Consider the following 18951-nt stretch of genomic DNA (forward strand, 5'->3'; position numbering starts at 1 on the left):
GGTTCCTTATCCTCGGGGGCAGGGCGCGGCACACCGAGGTCGATTCCCCGGTGCGGCCTCCGCAAGGGTAGTGGCGGGCCCGGGGGTCCGCCCAGGAAGCATGGGCGCTGGGCGCCGCCCTGTGCACGGTCTCACGCCCAGCCGAGCGAGGCCTCCACCGCCCGGCGCCACCGATCCAGCAGGCGCTCGCGCACGCTCGCCGCCATGGCCGGCTCCCACCGGCGGTCTTCGCGCCACAGGGAGCACAGGGCGGCCTCGTCCGGCCAGACGCCGACGGCGAGTCCGGCCGCCCACGCCGCCCCCATGACGGTGGTCTCGGCCACCGCGGGGCGCGCGACCGGCAGGTCCAGGATGTCCGCCTGGAACTGGAGGAGGCCCGCGTTGGCGGTCATCCCGCCGTCCACGCGCAGCTCCCGGATGCGCGTCCCCGTGTCCGCCGTCAGGGCCTCGAGCAGGTCCCGGCTCTGGTAGGCCGTCGCCTCCACCGCAGCCCGGGCGAGGCGGCCGCGATGGGCGAATCCGGTCAGGCCGGCGATGAGCCCGCGGGCGTCGGCCCGCCAGTGCGGCGCGAAGAGGCCCGCGAAGGCGGGGACGATCACCACGCCGCCGTTGTCCGGCACCGTGGCCGCGGCCGCCTCGACCTCCTCGGACGTGGAGATGATCCCGAGGCCGTCGCGAAGCCACTGCACGAGCGCCCCGGCCACGGCCACGGACCCCTCGAGGGCGTAGCGCATCGGCTCCCCCGCCCGCTGGTAGGCGACCGTGGAGACGAGGCCGTGCGCCGACGTCGGCCGCTGCGTCCCCGTGTGCTGGAGCAGGAAGCAGCCGGTCCCGTAGGTGTTCTTCGTGTCCCCGGGGCGGAAGAGCGCCTGGCCGAAGCACGCGGCCTGCTGGTCCCCCAGCACCCCCGCCACGGGGACGCCCGCCAGCGTCTCGTGGCCGGTGACCTCGCCGAGCACGCCCACCGAGGGCACGATGCGCGGCGCCATCGCCTCCCACTCCTCGGGGTCGAGCCCGAAGAGCTCGAGCATGGGGGCGCTCCATCGCCCCGTCTCGAGGTCCATCAGCAGGGTGCGCGAGGCGTTCGTCACGTCGGTGACGTGGACCCCGCCGTGGACGCCGCCCGTGAGGTTCCACACGAGCCACGAGTCCACGGTTCCGACCCGCAGCCGCCCCGCGGCCGACAGCGCGCGGGCCTCCGGGACCTCGTCCAGGATCCAGCGGATCTTGGACGCGGAGAAGTGGGAGGCCAGGGGCAGGCCGGTGCGGGCGCGGGCCCCGGTGCGCGCGCGCCAGGGCGAGCGCGGTGAGCTCCCGGACGGCCTCCCACAGCTCCGTCGGATCGTGCTCGACCCACCCCGCGTGCGGGAAGTGCTGGACGTGCTCGCGCTGCGCACTCGCCACCACGTGCCCGTCGGCGCCCACCACCGCCACCCGGGTCGAGGTGGTCCCCTGGTCGATCGCGACGACGGCGGTGCGGCTCATGGGAGTGGCCCTCACGGGCGGCGCCCCCGCCTCATCGAGGCGGGGGGGCGCCGTCGCGCGGCCCGGTCAGCGGTGGAGCTGCTTGGCCATCGGGCCGGTGATCATGTGGGTGCAGTCGCTCTGGATGTTCGCGAACAGGGCGCGACCGCCGCCGAAGCAGGGACCGGCCCACTCGCCGCGCTCGGCGATGTCCTTGGCCAGGGCCGAGGAGCCGGCACGCTCGGTGAACGCGGCGAGGTAGTTCGGGTCCGAGCCGTCCTCGGCGATCACGACGCCGCCCCACGGGGAGACGGTGATGTTGTCCGGGGCGTCGAAGTCACTGCCCACGGCCCAGGACTCCTTGAGGGTCATGGTCTGCTCCGCGAAGGAGTAGTACATGATCATGCCCTGGTTGGCGACGGCCTCGGGGTGCTCGCCGTCCTTGACGATGGAGTGGGTGAACCACAGGCCCTCGCCGGCGTCGTCGCTCCAGACGCCCTCGATCTTGCGGTGGGTGGTCGCGCCCGGGAACTGCTGGCGCAGGTCGGTGGTCTGCGCCTGGCGGTCGGCGCCGCCCTCGCCCAGCTGGGTGGCGATGCCCGGACGCAGGGTGACGCCCTGCGGTGCGGTCCAGCGGTAGAACAGGCCGCCCTTGGTGTCCTCGGTGAGGTAGGCGCTCGAGAGGTCGGCGCCGATCTCGGCACCCTCCCACACGGCGCGGCCCCAGGCTTTGATGGGCAGCGGGATCTGCTGGGCCACCGGCTCGGGGGAACACCTCGAAGACGTAGCCGTGGTCCTTCTGCAGGGTGTAGGCCTGGCCGTCCACGGAGCTGGTGACGGTCTGCCCGGCGCGCTCGGTGGTCTCCTTACAGGCCAGCCAGGAGCCCCACGGGGTGGTGCCGCCGGCGCAGTTGCGGATGGTGCCGGAGAGGCCGACCCGCTGCTGGGCGAGCTCGCCCGAGCGGGAGACCTCGACGACGGTGTTGCCGCCCATGCCGGTGGGGCAGCCCGCGTCGTAGACGGTGCCGGGGACCAGTGGCACCGTGACCTTGGCGTTCGCGCGGCACTCGTGGTTGCGCACGAGGCGGGTCACGCCGGCGCGGTCGAAGGCGCCCATGCCGTCCAGGTTGGAGGGGGTGACCCCGACGACGCGGCCGCCGCGGTCGGACAGCAGGGGCTCGACGCCGATGGTGCCGATGCGGTGGGCCTTGAAGCCGCGGGGCATCGCGACCATGCCGTCCTCGGAGAGGGCGGGCAGCTGGGCGCCGGCGGCGGCGGGATCAGTGCAGGTCAGCGAGGTGGCGATCCCGCGTCCACGTGCCGAACCCCGCCACACGCACCGGTGAAGACGTGCGGGCGCCCCCCCCTGCGGAGCGTGCTCACTAGGCTGGGGGCGTGAAGCAGAACGACGACGCCGGCAGCGGCGCCCCCGTGCCGCCCGGGCACCGGGTGAGACTCTGGGACCGGGTCCGGATCCCGCGCCCGGACGACGGGCCTGGCTCGCTGACCGGATGCCCCGCGCGGATCCCCCGACGGCGCGAGGTGACCGTCCCCGACCCCGTGGCCGGGTCCGGCGTCGACGTGGCGGTGTGGGAGTACGCACCGGTGGGCCCGGCGGACGGGTCCAGGGGCGTCGATCCCGATGCCGCCCCCCGCCTGGTCTTCGTGCACGGATTCCGCGGTGACCACCACGGGCTCGCGCTCATCGCCGACGCGCTGCCCGAGTTCGCGATCTCCTCGATCGATCTGCCCGGCTTCGGCGCGTCCGAGGCCTTCCCCGCGGCCGAGCACTCGGTGGCGCACCACGCGGATGCGGTGGCCGCCGTCGTCCACGCGCTGGCGCTCGCGGAGCCTCCCCTGCTCGTCGCCCACTCGTACGGGTCGATCGTCGCGTCCCACCTCGTGGCCCGGGACCCCTCCGCGTGGCACCGGCTCGTGCTGCTCAACCCGATCGCCGAGCCCGCCCTGGACGCGTCGGGGTCGTGGACGGCGGCGGCGGCGGCCACCGTCGCGCAGGGGTACTACGAGGTCGCGGCGCGTCTGCCCGAGCGCGCCGGGCGCGCCCTGCTGGGCGCGGCGCCCGTGGTGTGGGCCACCACCGTCGTCATGAGTCGAACCACGGACAGGCGCGTCCTGGCCTACACCCATGATCAGCACCGCCGGTACTTCTCCCTCTTCGCCTCACGGCGCATGCTCTCCGAGTCCTACCGGGCCTCCACGACGTCCACGGCCCTCGACGCCGCCGCGGGGCTCGCGCTGCCCGTGGTCCTCGTGGCGGGTGCCGAGGATCCGCTGGGATCCGTGGCCGCACAGGAGCGCCTCGCCGCCGCGATCGCCGCGGCGGGAGGGACGGCCGACCTGCAGGTGCTGCCCGGCGTGGGCCACCTGCTGCACTACGAGCGGCCGCTCGCGTGCGCGAGGCTCATCCGGGAGGCCGCGCACCCGAGGTGACCGGCCGTGGCGGGTCCTGGACGGAGGCCGTGCGGGGCCGCCCGGCTAGAGCACCCCCGGCGGGTCCAGCCGCACGCGCACGGCCTTCTGCTCGCGGCGCGCGCTCGCCGCGGAGCGGGCCGTGCGCAGCACCGCGACCGTCTCGTCCGCGGCGGCGTAGGGGAAGAGGAGCAGCGCGCGGTGCTGGGTCTCGTCCACAGGGTCCGGCACAGGGCCGATCCACGGCAGCGGGGCCGCGTCGCCGGGACGGGCGCCCGGCTCGAGGTCGAGGGAGGGCTCGGCGTCGGGCCCCACCCGCCGCCTCTCGCGTCGAGCGGCCTCGACCAGGCCCAGGTACTCCTTCACGGCGGCGGCGTCCCCCGTCACCTCGGCGAGCCGCCCGGCGGGCGGCAGGCGCAGCTCCCGACGCTCCGCGACCTGGTGGCTCGCGAAGCCCGCGGGATCGCGCCGCACGAGGGCGCCGACGACCCCGTCGTGCTCGGCGGTCACCACCACGGTGCCCCCTTCGGACGCCGGGCGGACCAGGCACGCCGCCGCCAGCCAGCGGGCGAGCACCCGAGAGGGCACGTCGAGCCCCTCGCGCTGGAGCTGGGCGTCGCCATCGAGGAGCAGCGCCGCCGCGTAGCCGCCGGGAGCGGTGGGCTCGGCACCCACGGTGGCCACGACGACGGCCGGCGCGTCCGCCACGGAGCCGAGGCGGTGCTGGCCGGAGGAGGCGTGGACGGGGACTCCGGGGAAGGAGCGGCCGAGCTCGTCGGCGGTCCGGTCCACACCGCGCGCGCCGGCGCGGACGTGCGTGCCCCCGCACTCGGTGCAGCGGAACGCCCGCTCGCGGGTGCCGCACCAGCGGCACGCGAGCTCACCGCGTTCGGCGGCGTGCCGGTCGCGGAACGCGAGCGGGCCGGAGCACTCCCGGCACCGGGCGGGGGTGCGGCACCGCTCGCAGACGAGCGCGGGGATGAACCCGGCGCGGGCCACCTGGACGAGCACCGGCCCGGGACGGGCACCGGTCAGGGCCTCGCGCGCGGCGGCCCACGCGGCGTGCGGAAGGCGGGCGCGCCGGGCGAACGGGTCGCGCGCGCTCTCCCACGCGTCCGCGGTGGCGACCACGCGCGGGCCGATCGCCCGCTGGAGCTCGCGGCCGGGACCGAGGTGCAGCAGCCAGCCGGCCTCCACGAGGCGCTGGACCGGCACAGAGCGAGAGGGGCCGGCGAAGAGGAGCGCGCAGCCTGAGGCCCGGGCGCGCTCGAGCACGACCTCGCGCACGTGGAAGTAGGGGCTGCGCGGCTCGGCGTAGGCGTCGTCGCCGTCGTCCCACATCACCACCAGTCGGAGATCCTTCAGCGGCGCCCAGGCGGCGGCGCGTGTGCCCGCGACGATCCGCACGGTGCCCTCGAGGGAGTGCAGGTGCGCACGGTACCGCGGGGTGTTCCCGTCCTCGGAGCCGATGCGGGCGTAGGCCTCCCCGCCCACGGCGCGGTCGAGGGCGGCACACAGCCGGTCGAGGTCGCGGTGGTCGGGCACCAGCAGCAGGACGCTCCCGCCGGAGGCCGCCACGGTGCGGGCCAGCGCGGCGAGGGCCTCGGCCTCGTCCCACTCCCCCACGCGGCTCGGGACGGCGGCGGCGGCCCGGACCCCGTCCCCCGCGCACGCGGCGGCGACGAAGGCGGCGCCGCCCTGGAGCGACTCCCAGACGGTGGGCTCGGCCGCCGCCGGGGCGCCGTCACCGCCCGGGGCGTCGTCGTCAGGGGTCTCGACCCGGGCGACCGGGTGGTCCGCCGTCGGCTCCGCCGTGCGTGCCGCGAGGATCTCCTTCTCGACCTGCACGACCCGCGGGGGCACCGCCGCGCGCAGCACGTCCGTGACGATGCCCGCCTGCCGGGCGGCCACGGCCCGCGCCACCGCGAGGACCTCCTCTGTCAACGGCGGGACCGCCGTGAGCACGGAGGTGAGCGCCGTCAGTTGGGCCCCCGTGACCGGCTCGGCCTCCCGGGAGACGAGCCAGCCGGTCATCTCCCGGCCGCCGAAGCGCACGCCGACCCGGGAGCCGGGCACGGCCCGCGCGTCGAGCTCGGCCGGGACGAGGTAGTCGAACTCTCGGTCCAGGTGCGGGACGGGCGTGTCCAGCAGGACGCGGGCCACCGGGTCCTCCGGCCAGCCCTCCGCGCTCTCGGGCAGGCGGGGCCGCGCCTCAGAGGCGGGAAGGGCGAACAGCGCGTCCGTGATGGCTCACACCCCGCTCAGACGCCGGCGGCGCGGCGCAGCTCTTCCACCCGGTCCGTGCGCTCCCACGTGAAGTCCGCCTCTTCGCGGCCGAAGTGGCCGTGCGCCGCCGTGCGACGGTAGATGGGGCGCAGCAGGTTGAGCTGCTTCACGATGGCCGAGGGTCGCAGGTCGAAGACCGCGTTCACAGCGTCGATGATCGTCTGGTGGGAGACGGCGCCCGTGCCGAAGGTCTCCACGTAGAGCCCCACGGGACGGGCGGAGCCGATGGCATAGGCCACCTGGAACTCGGCGCGCTTCGCGAGCCCTGCGGCCACCACGTTCTTGGCCACCCAGCGCAGCGCGTAGGCCGCGGAGCGGTCCACCTTCGACGGGTCCTTGCCCGAGAAGGCCCCGCCGCCGTGGCGGGCCATGCCGCCGTAGGTGTCGACGATGATCTTGCGGCCCGTCAGGCCGGCGTCGCCCACGGGCCCGCCGATGACGAACTTGCCGCCGGGGTTCACGATGACGCGCGTGTCCGAGGCGTCGAGGCCGGAGAGGTCGATGATCGGACGGATCACGTGCTCCTCGACGTCGCGGCGCAGCTGCTCCTGGGAGACGACGTCGTGGTGCTGGGTGGAGACCACCACGGTCTCGACCGTGCGGGGCACGTGCTCCGCGTCGTACCCCACGGTGACCTGCGTCTTCCCGTCGGGCAGCAGGTACGGCATGGGCGAATGCTCCTGCTGGCGCACCTTCGTCAGCCGCTCGGAGAGGCGGTGCGCCAGGTGGATGGGCATCGGCATGAGCGTGGGGGTCTCGTCCGTGGCGTAGCCGAACATGATGCCCTGGTCTCCCGCGCCCTGCTCGTCGTCGACGTCCGCGGAGCCGTACTCACGCGCCTCGAGCGAGCGGGAGACCCCGGCGAAGATGTCCGAGGACTGCTGGCCGATGGAGATGCTGACGCCGCACTGGGCGCCGTCGAAGCCGTTGGCCGAGGAGTCGTAGCCGATGTCCAGGATGGTCTCGCGCACGAGCTTCGGGATCTCCACGTACGCGGACGTGTTGACCTCGCCGGCCACCTGGACGAGCCCCGTGGTGGTGAGCGTCTCGACGGCCACCTTCGCGGACGGGTCCGCGGCGAGGATGGCGTCCAGGATGGCGTCCGAGATCTGGTCGCAGATCTTGTCCGGGTGCCCGGCCGTGACGGACTCGGAGGTGAAGAGGCGGAGGTCACCGCCGCTCACCCCGCGGTACGGCTCGGTGGGTCGTGAGGGGCTCTGCTGGGCGGCGTCGGTCATGCGTCCCACTCTAGAACAGCGGGCGGGCGGGGCACGGCGTCGTCCACAGCCGCGCGGGTCGCGGCCGCCGCCGCGTCACGGCCGACGTCGAGGGAGCGGGTCAGGGGCCCGCGGCCACCTCGGCTGCCACGGCCTCGATGACGACTCCGGCCGCCTCCGCCTTGGTCCCCGCGCGGTGCAGCGGCGCGCGCCCGTCCGCGAAGAGCACCGTGACCTCCGTGAGGTCCTGGCCGAACACCTTGTCCGTCCCGACCTCGTTGACCACGAGCATCTCGCAGCCCTTGCGGGCCAGCTTCGCGCGGCCGTAGTCGAGCACGGACGACGTGGCGTCCCCGGTCTCCGCGGCGAAGCCCACGATCACGGGGGCCATGGACTCCCCTGCGGCGCGCGTGCGGACGGCCGTGGCGAGCACGTCCGGGGTGCGCTCCAGGACGATGGTCGGAGCGCCGCCGTCGTCCGTCTTCTTGATCTTGGCCTCGGCCACCTGCGCCGGACGGAAGTCCGCGACGGCGGCGGCCATGATGAGCACGTCGGTGTCCGCGGCCTGGGACAGGACGGCGTCGAGCAGCTCCTGCGTGGACTCGACCCGGGTGACGTCGGCGCCCGCAGGCGGCGCGACGGACATGGCGGCGCCGATGAAGCGCACGCGCGCCCCCGCGGCCAGGGCGGCCTCGGCGAGGGCCACGCCCTGCTTGCCGGAGGAGCGGTTCCCGAGATAACGCACGGGATCGAGCGGCTCGCGGGTGCCGCCGGCCGTGATCACGACGGTGCGCCCGGCCAGGGGGCCGTGCGGGGCTGACTCGCCCGACGCGGCGGACGTGGACGCCGACGGGGCGGTCACGGCCGCCTCACGGTCCCTGGCGGGCGCGGCGATGGCCGCGGCCTGGGCGGCGGCCCAGATGTCCTCGGGCTCGGGCAGGCGGCCGGGGCCGGAGTCCCGGCCGGTGAGCCGGCCGGACGCCGGCTCCACCACGGTCACGCCGCGCTCGCGCAGCAGGGCCGTGTTGGCCCGCGTGGCGGGGTGGTGCCACATCTCCGTGTGCATGGCCGGGGCCAGCACCACGGGGCAGGTGGCCGTGAGCAGCACATTCCCCAGCAGGTCAGGCGCGAGCCCGGCCGCGGTGCGCGCGAGCAGGTCGGCCGTGGCCGGGGCCACCACCACCAGGTCGGCCGAACGGCCCACCCGGACGTGGTTGACCACGTCCACGGCCTCGAACGTGTCCGTCCGCACGGGTCGCCCCGAGAGGGCCTCCCACGTGGGGGCGCCCACGAACTTCAGTGCGCTCGGCGTGGGGACCACGGTGACGCCGTGGCCCGCCTCCGTCATGAGACGCAGCAGGAGGGCGGACTTGTACGCGGCGATGCCGCCGCCGACCCCCAGCACGATCTCCATGGCGGGATCAGGACTCCTGCGCGTCCTCGTCGGCCGGCGCGCCGGCCTCGGGCTCCGCCTGCTCGCCCTCCTCGGCGATCTCGGCGGGGTCGCCCACGGGCTGGCCGGCGTCCGAGTGCTCGAGGAGCGAGAAGGGGTCGTCGTCGCCCGGGAGGGAGAAGTCTCCGAAGTCCTCGGCGGCGAGGTCGGCCGCGGGGGTGGGCTCCTGCTCCTCGCGGGAGACCAGCAGGTCCGACTCGATCTCGCGCAGCGAGATGGAGAGGGACTTCTCGTTCAGGGAGGTGTCCACAAGGGGACCCACGTACTCGAAGAGGCCCTCGTGGAGCTGCGAGTAGTAGGCGTTGATCTGGCGAGCGCGCTTGGCGGCGAAGAGCACCAGGGCGTACTTCGAGTCCACCCGCTCCAGGAGGGAGTCGATGGGCGGGTTGACGATGCCGTCGTACTGTTCGGTCACGAGTTCTCCAGAGTCTGTCGCGGTCTTGACTGGCCCGGTTCCCGCCGGGCGGCGGCCAGGTTCTAGGCCTGGGGCGAACGGCGCTCGGGGTCCAGCCCCATGAGTCTCACCAGTTCATCGGCGGCCCGCTCGACGGTGTCGTTCACGACGACGGCGTCGAACTCGGGTTCCGCGGCGAGCTCCAGTCTAGCCGTATCCAGACGGCGCCGCTGTTCCTCGGTCCCCTCGGTGCCGCGCCCGACGAGCCGGGACACCAGCTCGTCCCAGCTCGGCGGGGCGAGGAACACGAAGGTGGCGTCCGGCATCGACCGCCGCACCTGGCGGGCACCTTGGAGGTCGATCTCGAGGAGCACGTGGCGTCCGGCCGCCACGGCCTCCTCGACGCGGTCCCGCCGCGTGCCGTAGCGGTTGAGCCCGTGCACCACGGCCCACTCGAGCATCTGGTCCCGCTCCACCAGCTCGTCGAACTCCTCGGGCGAGGTGAAGAAGTAGTGCACCCCCTCCTGCTCGCCCGGCCGGGCCGGGCGGGTGGTGGCGGAGACCGAGAGCCAGGCCTGCGGGAAGTGGTCCCGGACGTAGGCGGAGACGGTGCCCTTGCCCACGGCGGTGGGCCCGGCCAGCACGGTCACGCCGGGGCCGGGGGCGACGACGGCGGTCCGCGCGGCGGGGATGGCGGGCACCGGGCCCTGGTCGTTCAGCTCGGTCACTCGCGCTCCTGGGACGGCGGCCGGGCTCACCGCGATACGGCGCTCACCGGTCCGCGACGGGGGTGGGGGTCACCGGCCAATATAGGCGATCAGCGCCTCGCGCTGGCGCCGGCCCAGTCCCCTGAGGCGCCGCGGCGCGGAGATCTCGCACGCCTCCATGACGGTCTGGGCGCGGACCTCCCCCACGCCGGGGAGCGCCTGGAGCAGGTCCACGGTGCGCAGCCGGGCGATCGCCGGATCGGCGTCCGCGCGCTCGAAGACATCATGGAGGGTGACCTCGCCCTCCGCGAACGAGGCCTTCAGCGCGGCACGCGCCTGCCGCGCCTCGAGTGCCTTCGAGCGCGCCTCGGCCCGCTCGGCCGTGCTGAGTTCCCGCAGTGCCATGGGCCGCCCCCTTCTCTGTCGCGCGATGCGCGGCGTCACCGAACCGTTCGAGGTTCAACGGATCGGAGAATCACCGATCTGAGAGGGGAAGATACCACTTCGTGTGGCGTCGGTCACTTGGCGTGCAGGAGTCATCTCATCCACCCAGGTCAGCGCGACTCTGCTCGAGGGAGGCGATCAGGCCCGCCAGGGTCGGCCCCGCCGCGAGGATGCCGCGGGAGGACGTCGCCAGCACCTGCGGCCACGCCGGGCCGAAGCCCGCGCGCATGCCCGCGGCCGTGGCGCCCTGGGCGCCGAAGCCGGGCGCCAGCAACGGGCCGCCCACGTCCTCGAGCCGCATGTTCAGTCGCGCGGCCTCCTCGGCGACGGTCGCCCCGACGACGAGCCCCACGGGCCCCCACTCGCCGGGTGCGGCCAGCCGGGCGTTGAGCTCGGCGGCGGCCTCCGTGATCCGTCGCGCGACGGCGCCGCCCTCCTCCCCCGCGCCCACATGCTGCACGTCGCGACCCTCGGGGTTCGAGGTGAGCGCGAGCACGAACACGCCGCGTCCGGCGGCGTGCGCGGTCTCCGCGGCGGCGGTCAGCGTCCCGAAGCCCAGATACGGGCTCAGGGTCACCGCGTCGGCGGCCAGCGGGGAGGCGTCCTCGAGCCACGCGGCGGCGTAGCCCGCCATCGTGGAGCCGATGTCCCCCCGCTTGGCGTCCGCGATGGTGAGCACGCCCGCGGCCCGGGCCTCGGAGAGGAGCCGCTCGAGGGCCGCGAAGCCGGCCGATCCGTGGCGCTCGTACAGGGCCACCTGGGGCTTCAGGGCCGCGACGCGCGGGCACTCGCCGCCCGCGGCGGCCTCGAGGGCGGTGAGGGAGAAGGACTCCAGGCCCGCGGCCGTGTCCGGCAGCCCCCACGCACGCAGCAGGACGGGATGCGGGTCCACGCCCAGGCACAGCGGCCCGGCCGCCGCCATGGCGTCGGCGAGGCGCCGCCCGAACGGCGTGCGCGAGGCCCGTGCGGCGCACTCCTCGCTCACGCGGACGCCCCGGCGCGCACGGCCTGATGGAGGCGCTCGTCGTGCTCCTGGAGGGAGGTCACGCTCCACTCGTAGGTGCGCATCGCCTCGATGGCCTGCAGGCACGCCGCGAACTCGGCGACGGTCGTGATCACCGGCACGCCCAGCGAGGTCGCGGCCGCGCGGATCTCGTAGCCGTCCGTGCGGGCGTCGCCGCCCGAAGGCGTGTTGAGCACCAGGTCCACGGTGCCGGCGTGCAGCTGCTCGAGCACCGTGCCCACGCCGTCCTCGCGTCCGGCCTCCGCGATCTTCGCCACGGTCTCCGCGGGGATCCCGTTGCGGCGCAGCACCTCGGCGGTGCCGCCCGTGGACACGACCTGGAAGCCCAGGTCCACGAGGCGCTTGGCCTGCCCGACGACGGCCCGCTTGTCCCGGTTGGCCACCGAGACGAACACGCGGCCCTGGGTGGGCAGCGGGCCGCCCGCGGCGGCCTGGGACTTGGCGAAGGCCGTGTCGAAGTACTTGTCGATGCCCATGACCTCGCCGGTCGAGCGCATCTCCGGGCCGAGCAGCGAGTCGACGACGCGCCCCTCCCTGGTCCGGAAGCGGGTGAAGGGCAGGACGGCCTCCTTGACCGCGACGGACGCGCCCAGGGGGAGCGAGCCGCCGTCGTAGGCCGTGGGCAGGACGCCCGCGTCCTGGAGGTCCGCGATCGAGCGGCCCACGCCGATGAGCGCGGCGGCCTTGGCCAGCTGCACGCCCGTGGCCTTGGACACGAACGGCACCGTGCGGGACGCGCGGGGGTTCGCCTCGATGACGTAGAGGATGTCCGAGGCCAGCGCGAACTGGATGTTGATGAGGCCGCGCACGCCCACGCCCTCGGCGATCAGCCGGGTGGCGCGGTGCACGCGCTCCACCACGTCCGGGCCGAGGGTCACGGGCGGGAGCACGCACGCCGAGTCGCCGGAGTGGATGCCGGCCTCCTCGATGTGCTCCATGACGCCGCCGAGGTAGAGCTCCGTGCCGTCGAACAGCGCGTCGACGTCGATCTCGATCGCGTCCTCGAGGAAGCGGTCCACGAGCATCGGCTTGTCCGGGGTGATCTCGGTCGCGTGCGTCACGTAGTGCGCCAGCGCCTCCTCCGTGTAGACGATCTCCATGCCGCGGCCGCCGAGCACGTAGGACGGGCGGACCAGCACGGGGTAGCCGATCTCGTCCGCCACGCGCTTGGCGTCCTCGAAGGACACCGCGGTGCCGTTCTTCGGGGAGATCAGCCCGGCCGCGTCGAGCACGCGGGCGAACTCCCCGCGGTGCTCGGCGAGGTCGATCGCCGCCGGGGAGGTGCCGAGGACCGGCACGCCGGCGTCGGCGAGCTGCTGGGCGAGCTTGAGCGGGGTCTGGCCGCCGAGCTGGACGAAGACGCCCAGCACGCCGCCGGAGGCCTCCTCCGCCGCGATGACCTCGAGGACGTCCTCGAGGGTGAGCGGCTCGAAGTACAGGCGGTCCGAGATGTCGTAGTCCGTGGAGACGGTCTCGGGGTTGCAGTTGACCATGACGGTCTCGTACCCGGCCCCACGCAGCGCCATGGTGGCGTGCACGCACGAGTAGTCGAACTCGATGCCCTGGCCGATGCGGTTGGGGCCCGAGCCGAGGATGACCACGGACTTCCCCTCGTGCGGGGTCACCTCGGTCTCGAGGTCGTAGGACGAGTAGCGGTAGGGCGTGAACGCCTCGAACTCGGCGGCGCACGTGTCCACGGTCTTGAACACGGGCCGGACGCCGAGGGCGTGGCGGACGCCGCGGACCACGTCGGGGTCCATGTGGCGCAGGCGGCCGATCTGCTCGTCCGAGAAGCCGTGCCGCTTCGCGCGGCGCAGCAGGTCCTCCGTGAGCTGCTCCGCGGTGCGGACCTCGTCGGCGACCTCGTTGACCAGCATGAACTGGTCCAGGAACCACGGGTCGATCGCGGTGGCCTCGAAGGCCTCCTCGAGCGTGGCGCCGGCGTACAGGGCCTGCTGGGTCTGGGCGAGGCGCTGCGTGGTGGCGGTGCGGGCCCGCTCGAGGAGGGCCTTCGGATCCGCGTCCCGGTCGAAGGCGAGCTCGGAGCCCTTCTGCTCGAGGGAGCGCAGCGCCTTCTGGAGCGCCTCCGTGAAGTTGCGGCCGATGGCCATGGCCTCGCCCACGGACTTCATGGTGGTGGTGAGCGTGGGGTCCGCGGCGGGGAACTTCTCGAACGCGAAGCGCGGGACCTTCACCACCACGTAGTCGAGCACCGGCTCGAAGGAGGCGGGCGTCTTGCGGGTGATGTCGTTGGGGATCTCGTCCATCGTGTAGCCCAGGGCCAGCTTCGTGGCGATCTTGGCGATCGCGAAGCCGGTGGCCTTCGAGGCCAGCGCCGAGGAGCGGGACACGCGGGGGTTCATCTCGATGACGACGACGCGGCCGTCCTCCGGGTTCACGGCGAACTGGATGTTGCAGCCGCCCGTGTCCACGCCGACCTCGCGGATGACGTTGATGGAGATGTCGCGCAGCTTCTGGTACTCGCGGTCCGTGAGCGTCATGGCCGGGGCCACGGTGATCGAGTCGCCGGTGTGCACGCCCACGGGGTCGACGTTCTCGATCGAGCAGACCACCACGACGTTGTCGTTGCGGTCGCGCATCATCTCGAGCTCGTACTCCTTCCAGCCGAGGATCGACTCCTCGAGGAGCACCTCGGAGGTCGGGCTGTACTGCAGGCCCTGCCCGCAGATGCGGTGCAGGTCGGCCTCGTCGTAGGCCATGCCGGAGCCGAGCCCGCCCATCGTGAAGGACGGGCGCACCACCACGGGGTACTTCAGGTCCTCGACGGCGGCGAGGGCCTCCTCCATCGTGTGCACGATGTGCGAGCGCGCGGACTCGCCGCCGGAGCGCTCCACGACGCCCTTGAACTTCTCGCGGTTCTCGCCGAGCTCGATCGCGGCGATGTTGGCGCCGATGAGCTCCACGCCGTACCGCTCCAGCACGCCGTCCCTGTCGAGGGCGATCGCGGTGTTCAGCGCGGTCTGCCCGCCCAGGGTGGGCAGGACGGCGTCCGGACGCTCCTTCTCGATGATCTTGGCGACCACCTCGGGCGTGATGGGCTCGACGTAGGTGGCGTCGGCCAGCTCGGGGTCGGTCATGATCGTGGCCGGGTTGGAGTTGACGAGGACCACGCGGATCCCCTCCTCCTTGAGCACGCGGATGGCCTGCGTGCCGGAGTAGTCGAACTCCGCGGCCTGGCCGATCACGATGGGGCCGGAGCCGATGACCAGGACGGACTTCAGGTCGGTGCGCTTGGGCATGGATCAGGCTCCTTCGGGGGTGGCGGACGGGGTGGCCGCGGCCGGCGCGCCGGCGGAGCGGCGCTCGGCGAGCATGGCGGCGAAGCGGTCGAACAGGCCCAGCGAGTCGTGCGGACCCGCGGCGGCCTCGGGGTGGAACTGCACGGAGAACGCGGGCCGGTCGACCAGGCGCAGCCCCTCCACGACGTCGTCGTTGAGGGACCAGTGGGAGACCTCGACGCGGCCGTAGCGGGCCTCGGGGGCCTGAACGACCTCGCCGATGGGCGCGTCGACGGCGAAGCCGTGGTTCTGCGAGGTGATCTCCACGCGGCCGGTGGCCTTGTCCATGACGGGCTGGTTGGGGCCGCGGTGGCCGAACGGCAGCTTGTAGGTGCCGAAGCCCAGGGCGCGGCCGAAGATCTGGTTGCCGAAGCAGATGCCGAAGTAGGGCAGCTCCGCGTCCAGCACCCGGCGCAGGGTCTCCACCTGCGCGTCGGCGGTGGCGGGGTCGCCGGGACCGTTGGAGAGGAACACGCCGTCCGGCTCGACCGCCTGGATCTCGGCGAAGCCGGCGGTGGCGGGCAGCACGTGCACGCGGATGCCGCGAGCGGCCAGGTGGCGAGGGGTGGCGGCCTTGATGCCGAGGTCGAGGGCGGCGACCGTGGCGATCGGCTCCCCCTCCCAGCCGTGGTCGGCGGGCTCGACGACGTAGCCGGACTCCGCCGTGACCGTCTCGGCGAGGCGCGCGCCCTCCATGGCCGGGGCAGCGCGGACCTCGGCGAGCAGCTCCGCCTCGGGGCGCTGCGCGTCCGCACCGGAGAAGATGCCGGCGCGCATGGCGCCCGAACTGCGCAGCAGGCGCGTGATCGCCCGGGTGTCCACGCCCTGGATGCCGACGATCCCCTGCGCCGTGAGCTCCTCGTCGAGGGAGCGCTCGGCACGCCAGTTGGAGGGGCGGCGGGCGGCGTCGCGCACCACGTAGCCGGCCACCCACATGGCGCGGGACTCGCGGTCCTCGTCGTTGACGCCGGTGTTGCCGATGTGCGGAGCGGTCTGGACCACGATCTGGCGGGCGTAGGAGGGGTCGGTCAGGGTCTCCTGGTAGCCGGTCATGCCGGTGGTGAAGACGGCCTCGCCGAGGGTGGTGCCGCGCGCGCCGTAGGCCCGGCCCCGGTGCACGGAGCCGTCCTCGAGGACGAGGAGGGCGCGGTCGTCGGTGCCGGCGGCGGTGCCGGGGGTCGGGGTGCTCATCGGGGGTTCTCCTGTCCTGCGGGGTCCGCGGTGGCGGTCCGGGCGCGGTCGATGATGGTCTGGAGCGCGTCGACGACGCGGTGGCGGTCCTCGGGGCGCTGCGGGCGGAAGGCCGAGGTGAGGGCGGCGTCGCCGAGGCGCCAGCCCCACGCGGCGAGCCCGCCCGGCTCGGTGAACTTGCCGGCGATCCCGGCGGAGTGCCCGACGGCGGTGAGATCGGAGGCCGGCACGAACAGGGCGTCCATCCCGGGGCGCAGGACCAGCAGGCCGGGGTGGGCGCCGGCGGCGTGCACCTCGAGGCGGGCCCTCGAGCGCAGGCCGAGGCCGTGCACGGCCACGCGGTCCAGGCGGCTCTCCTCCCGCACCGTGCCCACGTACATCCCCTCGACGGCGAGGGCCGGCTCCTGCTCGTACAGCGCGGCGGGGGCGGCGGCCGGAGCGGGGATGCCGGACTGGGCGCGGCGCCGGGAGCGCCACCCCCATGCCAGCAGCGCGAGGATCACGGCGATCGTCAGGAGCGTCGCCACGACGATGGGCAGCCACACGCCGCTGTAGTCCTTCCCCGGGGCCGCCGGGGGCACGGGACGCGCGGCGAGCACACCCTCCAGGCGCGCGAGGGCGTCGAAGCGCGGCCCGGTCACCGGCTCGCCTCGCCGGTCTCGGCGGCCGCGGGATGGCGGTAGGGCGTGGCGGGGGCGCCGTCGGCGACCACGCGGTGCCCGCGGTAGAGGGTGTGCACGGTGGCGCCCGGCAGCTCCATGCCGCGGTACGGGCTGTTGCGCGAGCGCGTCAGGTGGGCCTCGGGGTCCACGGTGCGGCGCACCGAGGGGTCCCACACCACCAGGTTCGCGACCGCGCCGACGCGCGGGGCGCCGTCGTCCCCCGCCTGGCCCTGGTCGGTGAGGCCCGCGATGCGGGCCGGGTTCACGGAGAGCACGCGGGCCACGCCGGCCCAGTCGAGCAGCCCCGTCTCCACCATGGCCTGCTGGACCACGGGCAGGGCGGTCTCCAGGCCCGTCATGCCCATCGCGGCGACCGTCCACTCGCACTGCTTCGTCTCGGGCGTGTGCGGGGCGTGGTCGGTGCCGACGGTGTCGATCGTGCCGTCGGCCAGGGCCTCGCGCAGCGCCATGACGTCGGCCTCGCGGCGCAGCGGCGGGTTCACCTTGAACACCGGGTCGTACGAGCGCACGAGCTCCTCGGTGAGGAGGAGGTGGTGCGGGGTGACCTCCGCGGTGACACGCACGCCCTGCTCCTTGGCCCAGCGGATGAGGCGCACGGAGCCCTCGGTGGAGACGTGGCAGACGTGCAGGCGGGAGTCCACGTGCTGGGCGAGCAGCACGTCGCGGGCGATGATCGCCTCCTCGGCCACGGCGGGCCAGCCGGGCAGGCCGAGGATCCCGGAGAGCTCGGACTCGTTCATCTGGGCGCCGGCGGTGAGCTTGGGCTCCTGGGCGTGCTGGGCCACGAACCCGCCGAAGGACTTCACGTACTCGAGCGCGCGGCGCATGAGCACGGCGTCGTGCACGCACATGCCGTCGTCGGAGAACATCCGCACGCGGGCCTGGGAGTCGGCCATCGCGCCGAGGTCGGCGAGGGCCTCGCCGGCCAGGCCCACGGTCACGGCGCCCACGGGGTGCACGTCGCACCAGCCGGCGTCGCGGCCCAGGCGCCAGACCTGCTCGACGACGCCCGCGGTGTCCGCGGTGGGGGTCGAGTTGGCCATGGCGTGCACGGAGGTGAACCCGCCCATCGCGGCGGCGCGGGTGCCGGTCTCCACGGTCTCCGCGTCCTCCTTGCCGGGCTGACGCAGGTGGGTGTGGAGGTCCACGAGCCCGGGCAGGACGATCAGGCCGGTGCAGTCGAGCACCTCGGCGGCGCCGGCGGCCGGGTGGGCGGACGCGTCCGGGCCGACGGCGGCGACCAGGCCGTCCGCCACGAGGACGTCGGCGCTCTCCCCGGAGGCGAGGGCGGCGCCGCGCAGCAGCACGGGGGCGGGGCGGGTGACGGGAGCGCTCACGGGCGGACCTCCTGGAGGGGCTGGGCGGGCGCGGCGGAGGGCCGGCCGGGATCGTCGTGGTTGAGGACCAGGTGCAGGACGGCCATGCGCACGGACACGCCGTTGGCCACCTGCTCGAGGGCCGTGTTGCGGGGCGAGTCGGCCGCCGCGGGGCAGATCTCGAGGCCCCGGTTCATCGGCCCCGGGTGCATCACGAGCGGCTGCGCGAGGCGGCCGCCGCGCTGGGCGGAGAGCCGCGCGAACCGGTCCGCGGTCAGGCCCCACGAACGGGTGTACTCCCCCGCGGAGGGGAAGAACGCGCCGCCCATGCGCTCAGCCTGCACGCGCAGCATCATGACGGCGTCGGGGGCGGCGGCGAGGGCCTCGTCCAGCGAGTAGGTGACGCGGCACGGCCACGCGTCCACGCCGACGGGCAGGAGGGTGGGCGGCGCGGCGAGGGTGACCTCCGCCCCCAGCGTGGTCAGGAGCCAGACGTTGGAGCGGGCCACGCGGGAGTGCAGGATGTCCCCCACGATCACCACGTGCATGCCGGCCAGGTCAGTGCCCGTGGGCGCCGCGCCGGTCTCGGCGGCCAGGTGGCGGCGCAGCGTGAAGGCGTCCAGCAGCGCCTGCGTGGGGTGCTCGTGGGTGCCGTCGCCGGCGTTCACCACGGCCGAGCCGACCCAGCCGGAGTCGGCCAGCTGACGGGCCGCGCCGGAGGACCAGTGGCGCATGACGATCGCGTCCGCGCCGATCGCCTCGAGCGTCTGGACGGTGTCCTTGAGGGACTCGCCCTTGGAGACGGAGGAGCCCTTCGCGGAGAAGTTGATCACGTCCGCCGAGAGGCGCTTGGCGGCCGCCTCGAAGGAGATGCGCGTCCGGGTGGAGTCCTCGAAGAAGAGGTTCACCACGGTGCGGCCGCGCAGGGCGGGCAGCTTCTTGACCTCGCGCTCGTTGACGGCCGCCATCTCCTCGGCGGTGTCCAGCACGGCGAGGGCGTCTGCGCGGCTGAGGTCGGCGGTGGAGAGCAGGTGGCGCACGGC

The 18951-nt window shown here is 74.4% G+C and carries 14 protein-coding genes and 1 pseudogene; 1 reads left to right on the plus strand and 14 read right to left on the minus strand.

The window, feature by feature from the left end; all coding sequences use genetic code 11:
- Positions 1-131 precede the first annotated feature (131 nt).
- Positions 132-1485 (minus strand): annotated as a pseudogene (locus tag AAG742_RS06480) (FGGY family carbohydrate kinase).
- Between the two features lie 66 nt (positions 1486-1551).
- Entirely contained in the window at positions 1552-2223 is a 672-nt protein-coding gene (locus AAG742_RS06485) for an alkaline phosphatase PhoX (RefSeq protein WP_298711058.1), read from the minus strand.
- Positions 2224-2859: 636 nt separating this feature from the next.
- Here AAG742_RS06485 and AAG742_RS06490 point away from each other — a divergent pair.
- Positions 2860-3915, plus strand: a complete 1056-nt coding sequence (locus AAG742_RS06490; protein WP_298711061.1) for an alpha/beta hydrolase — start codon at positions 2860-2862, stop codon at positions 3913-3915.
- Between the two features lie 45 nt (positions 3916-3960).
- Here the strand turns inward: AAG742_RS06490 and AAG742_RS06495 are convergent, their stop codons facing one another.
- The 12 genes from AAG742_RS06495 to AAG742_RS06550 all read right to left on the minus strand — a co-directional run bounded on the left by AAG742_RS06495 (position 3961) and on the right by AAG742_RS06550 (position 18948).
- A complete protein-coding gene (locus AAG742_RS06495) occupies positions 3961-6057 on the minus strand; it encodes a primosomal protein N' (protein WP_298711063.1) in 2097 nt (698 codons plus the stop codon).
- A 98-nt stretch (positions 6058-6155) separates the two neighbouring features.
- Positions 6156-7418 carry a methionine adenosyltransferase gene (gene metK, locus AAG742_RS06500; RefSeq protein WP_298711066.1) on the minus strand — a complete coding sequence of 421 codons (1263 nt, stop codon included), beginning with the start codon at positions 7416-7418 and terminating at the stop codon, positions 6156-6158.
- 100 nt (positions 7419-7518) lie between these two features.
- Positions 7519-8811 (minus strand): bifunctional phosphopantothenoylcysteine decarboxylase/phosphopantothenate synthase, encoded by a 1293-nt coding sequence (locus tag AAG742_RS06505; RefSeq protein WP_298711069.1) that lies wholly within the window; start codon positions 8809-8811, stop codon positions 7519-7521.
- Between the two features lie 7 nt (positions 8812-8818).
- The gene (rpoZ, locus tag AAG742_RS06510) at positions 8819-9265 is read right to left on the minus strand and encodes a DNA-directed RNA polymerase subunit omega (RefSeq protein WP_298711072.1); all 447 of its coding nucleotides are present in this window, start codon (positions 9263-9265) and stop codon (positions 8819-8821) included.
- Between the two features lie 62 nt (positions 9266-9327).
- Positions 9328-9972 carry a guanylate kinase gene (gene gmk, locus AAG742_RS06515; RefSeq protein ID WP_298711076.1) on the minus strand — a complete coding sequence of 215 codons (645 nt, stop codon included), beginning with the start codon at positions 9970-9972 and terminating at the stop codon, positions 9328-9330.
- A gap of 69 nt (positions 9973-10041) precedes the next feature.
- Positions 10042-10356 (minus strand): integration host factor, actinobacterial type, encoded by a 315-nt coding sequence (mihF, locus tag AAG742_RS06520; RefSeq protein ID WP_298711079.1) that lies wholly within the window; start codon positions 10354-10356, stop codon positions 10042-10044.
- A gap of 136 nt (positions 10357-10492) precedes the next feature.
- Positions 10493-11380, minus strand: a complete 888-nt coding sequence (gene pyrF, locus AAG742_RS06525; RefSeq protein ID WP_298711082.1) for an orotidine-5'-phosphate decarboxylase — start codon at positions 11378-11380, stop codon at positions 10493-10495.
- Complete coding sequence (carB, locus tag AAG742_RS06530) at positions 11377-14679, minus strand: carbamoyl-phosphate synthase large subunit (protein ID WP_343281952.1); 3303 nt, start codon at positions 14677-14679, stop codon at positions 11377-11379. The genes pyrF and carB overlap by 4 nt, the downstream gene beginning before the upstream one ends.
- A gap of 3 nt (positions 14680-14682) precedes the next feature.
- Entirely contained in the window at positions 14683-15909 is a 1227-nt protein-coding gene (gene carA, locus AAG742_RS06535; RefSeq protein ID WP_298711088.1) for a glutamine-hydrolyzing carbamoyl-phosphate synthase small subunit, read from the minus strand.
- A complete protein-coding gene (locus AAG742_RS06540) occupies positions 15906-16550 on the minus strand; it encodes a hypothetical protein (protein WP_298711091.1) in 645 nt (214 codons plus the stop codon). The genes carA and AAG742_RS06540 overlap by 4 nt, the downstream gene beginning before the upstream one ends.
- Positions 16547-17929: a dihydroorotase gene (locus AAG742_RS06545; RefSeq protein ID WP_298711094.1), complete on the minus strand. Its 1383-nt coding sequence runs from the start codon at positions 17927-17929 to the stop codon at positions 16547-16549. The genes AAG742_RS06540 and AAG742_RS06545 overlap by 4 nt, the downstream gene beginning before the upstream one ends.
- Positions 17926-18948, minus strand: a complete 1023-nt coding sequence (locus AAG742_RS06550; protein ID WP_248115601.1) for an aspartate carbamoyltransferase catalytic subunit — start codon at positions 18946-18948, stop codon at positions 17926-17928. The genes AAG742_RS06545 and AAG742_RS06550 overlap by 4 nt, the downstream gene beginning before the upstream one ends.
- Between the last annotated feature and the right edge of the window lie 3 nt (positions 18949-18951).

The sequence above is a fragment of the Micrococcus sp. 2A genome (assembly GCF_039519235.1).
GTDB lineage: Bacteria > Actinomycetota > Actinomycetes > Actinomycetales > Micrococcaceae > Micrococcus.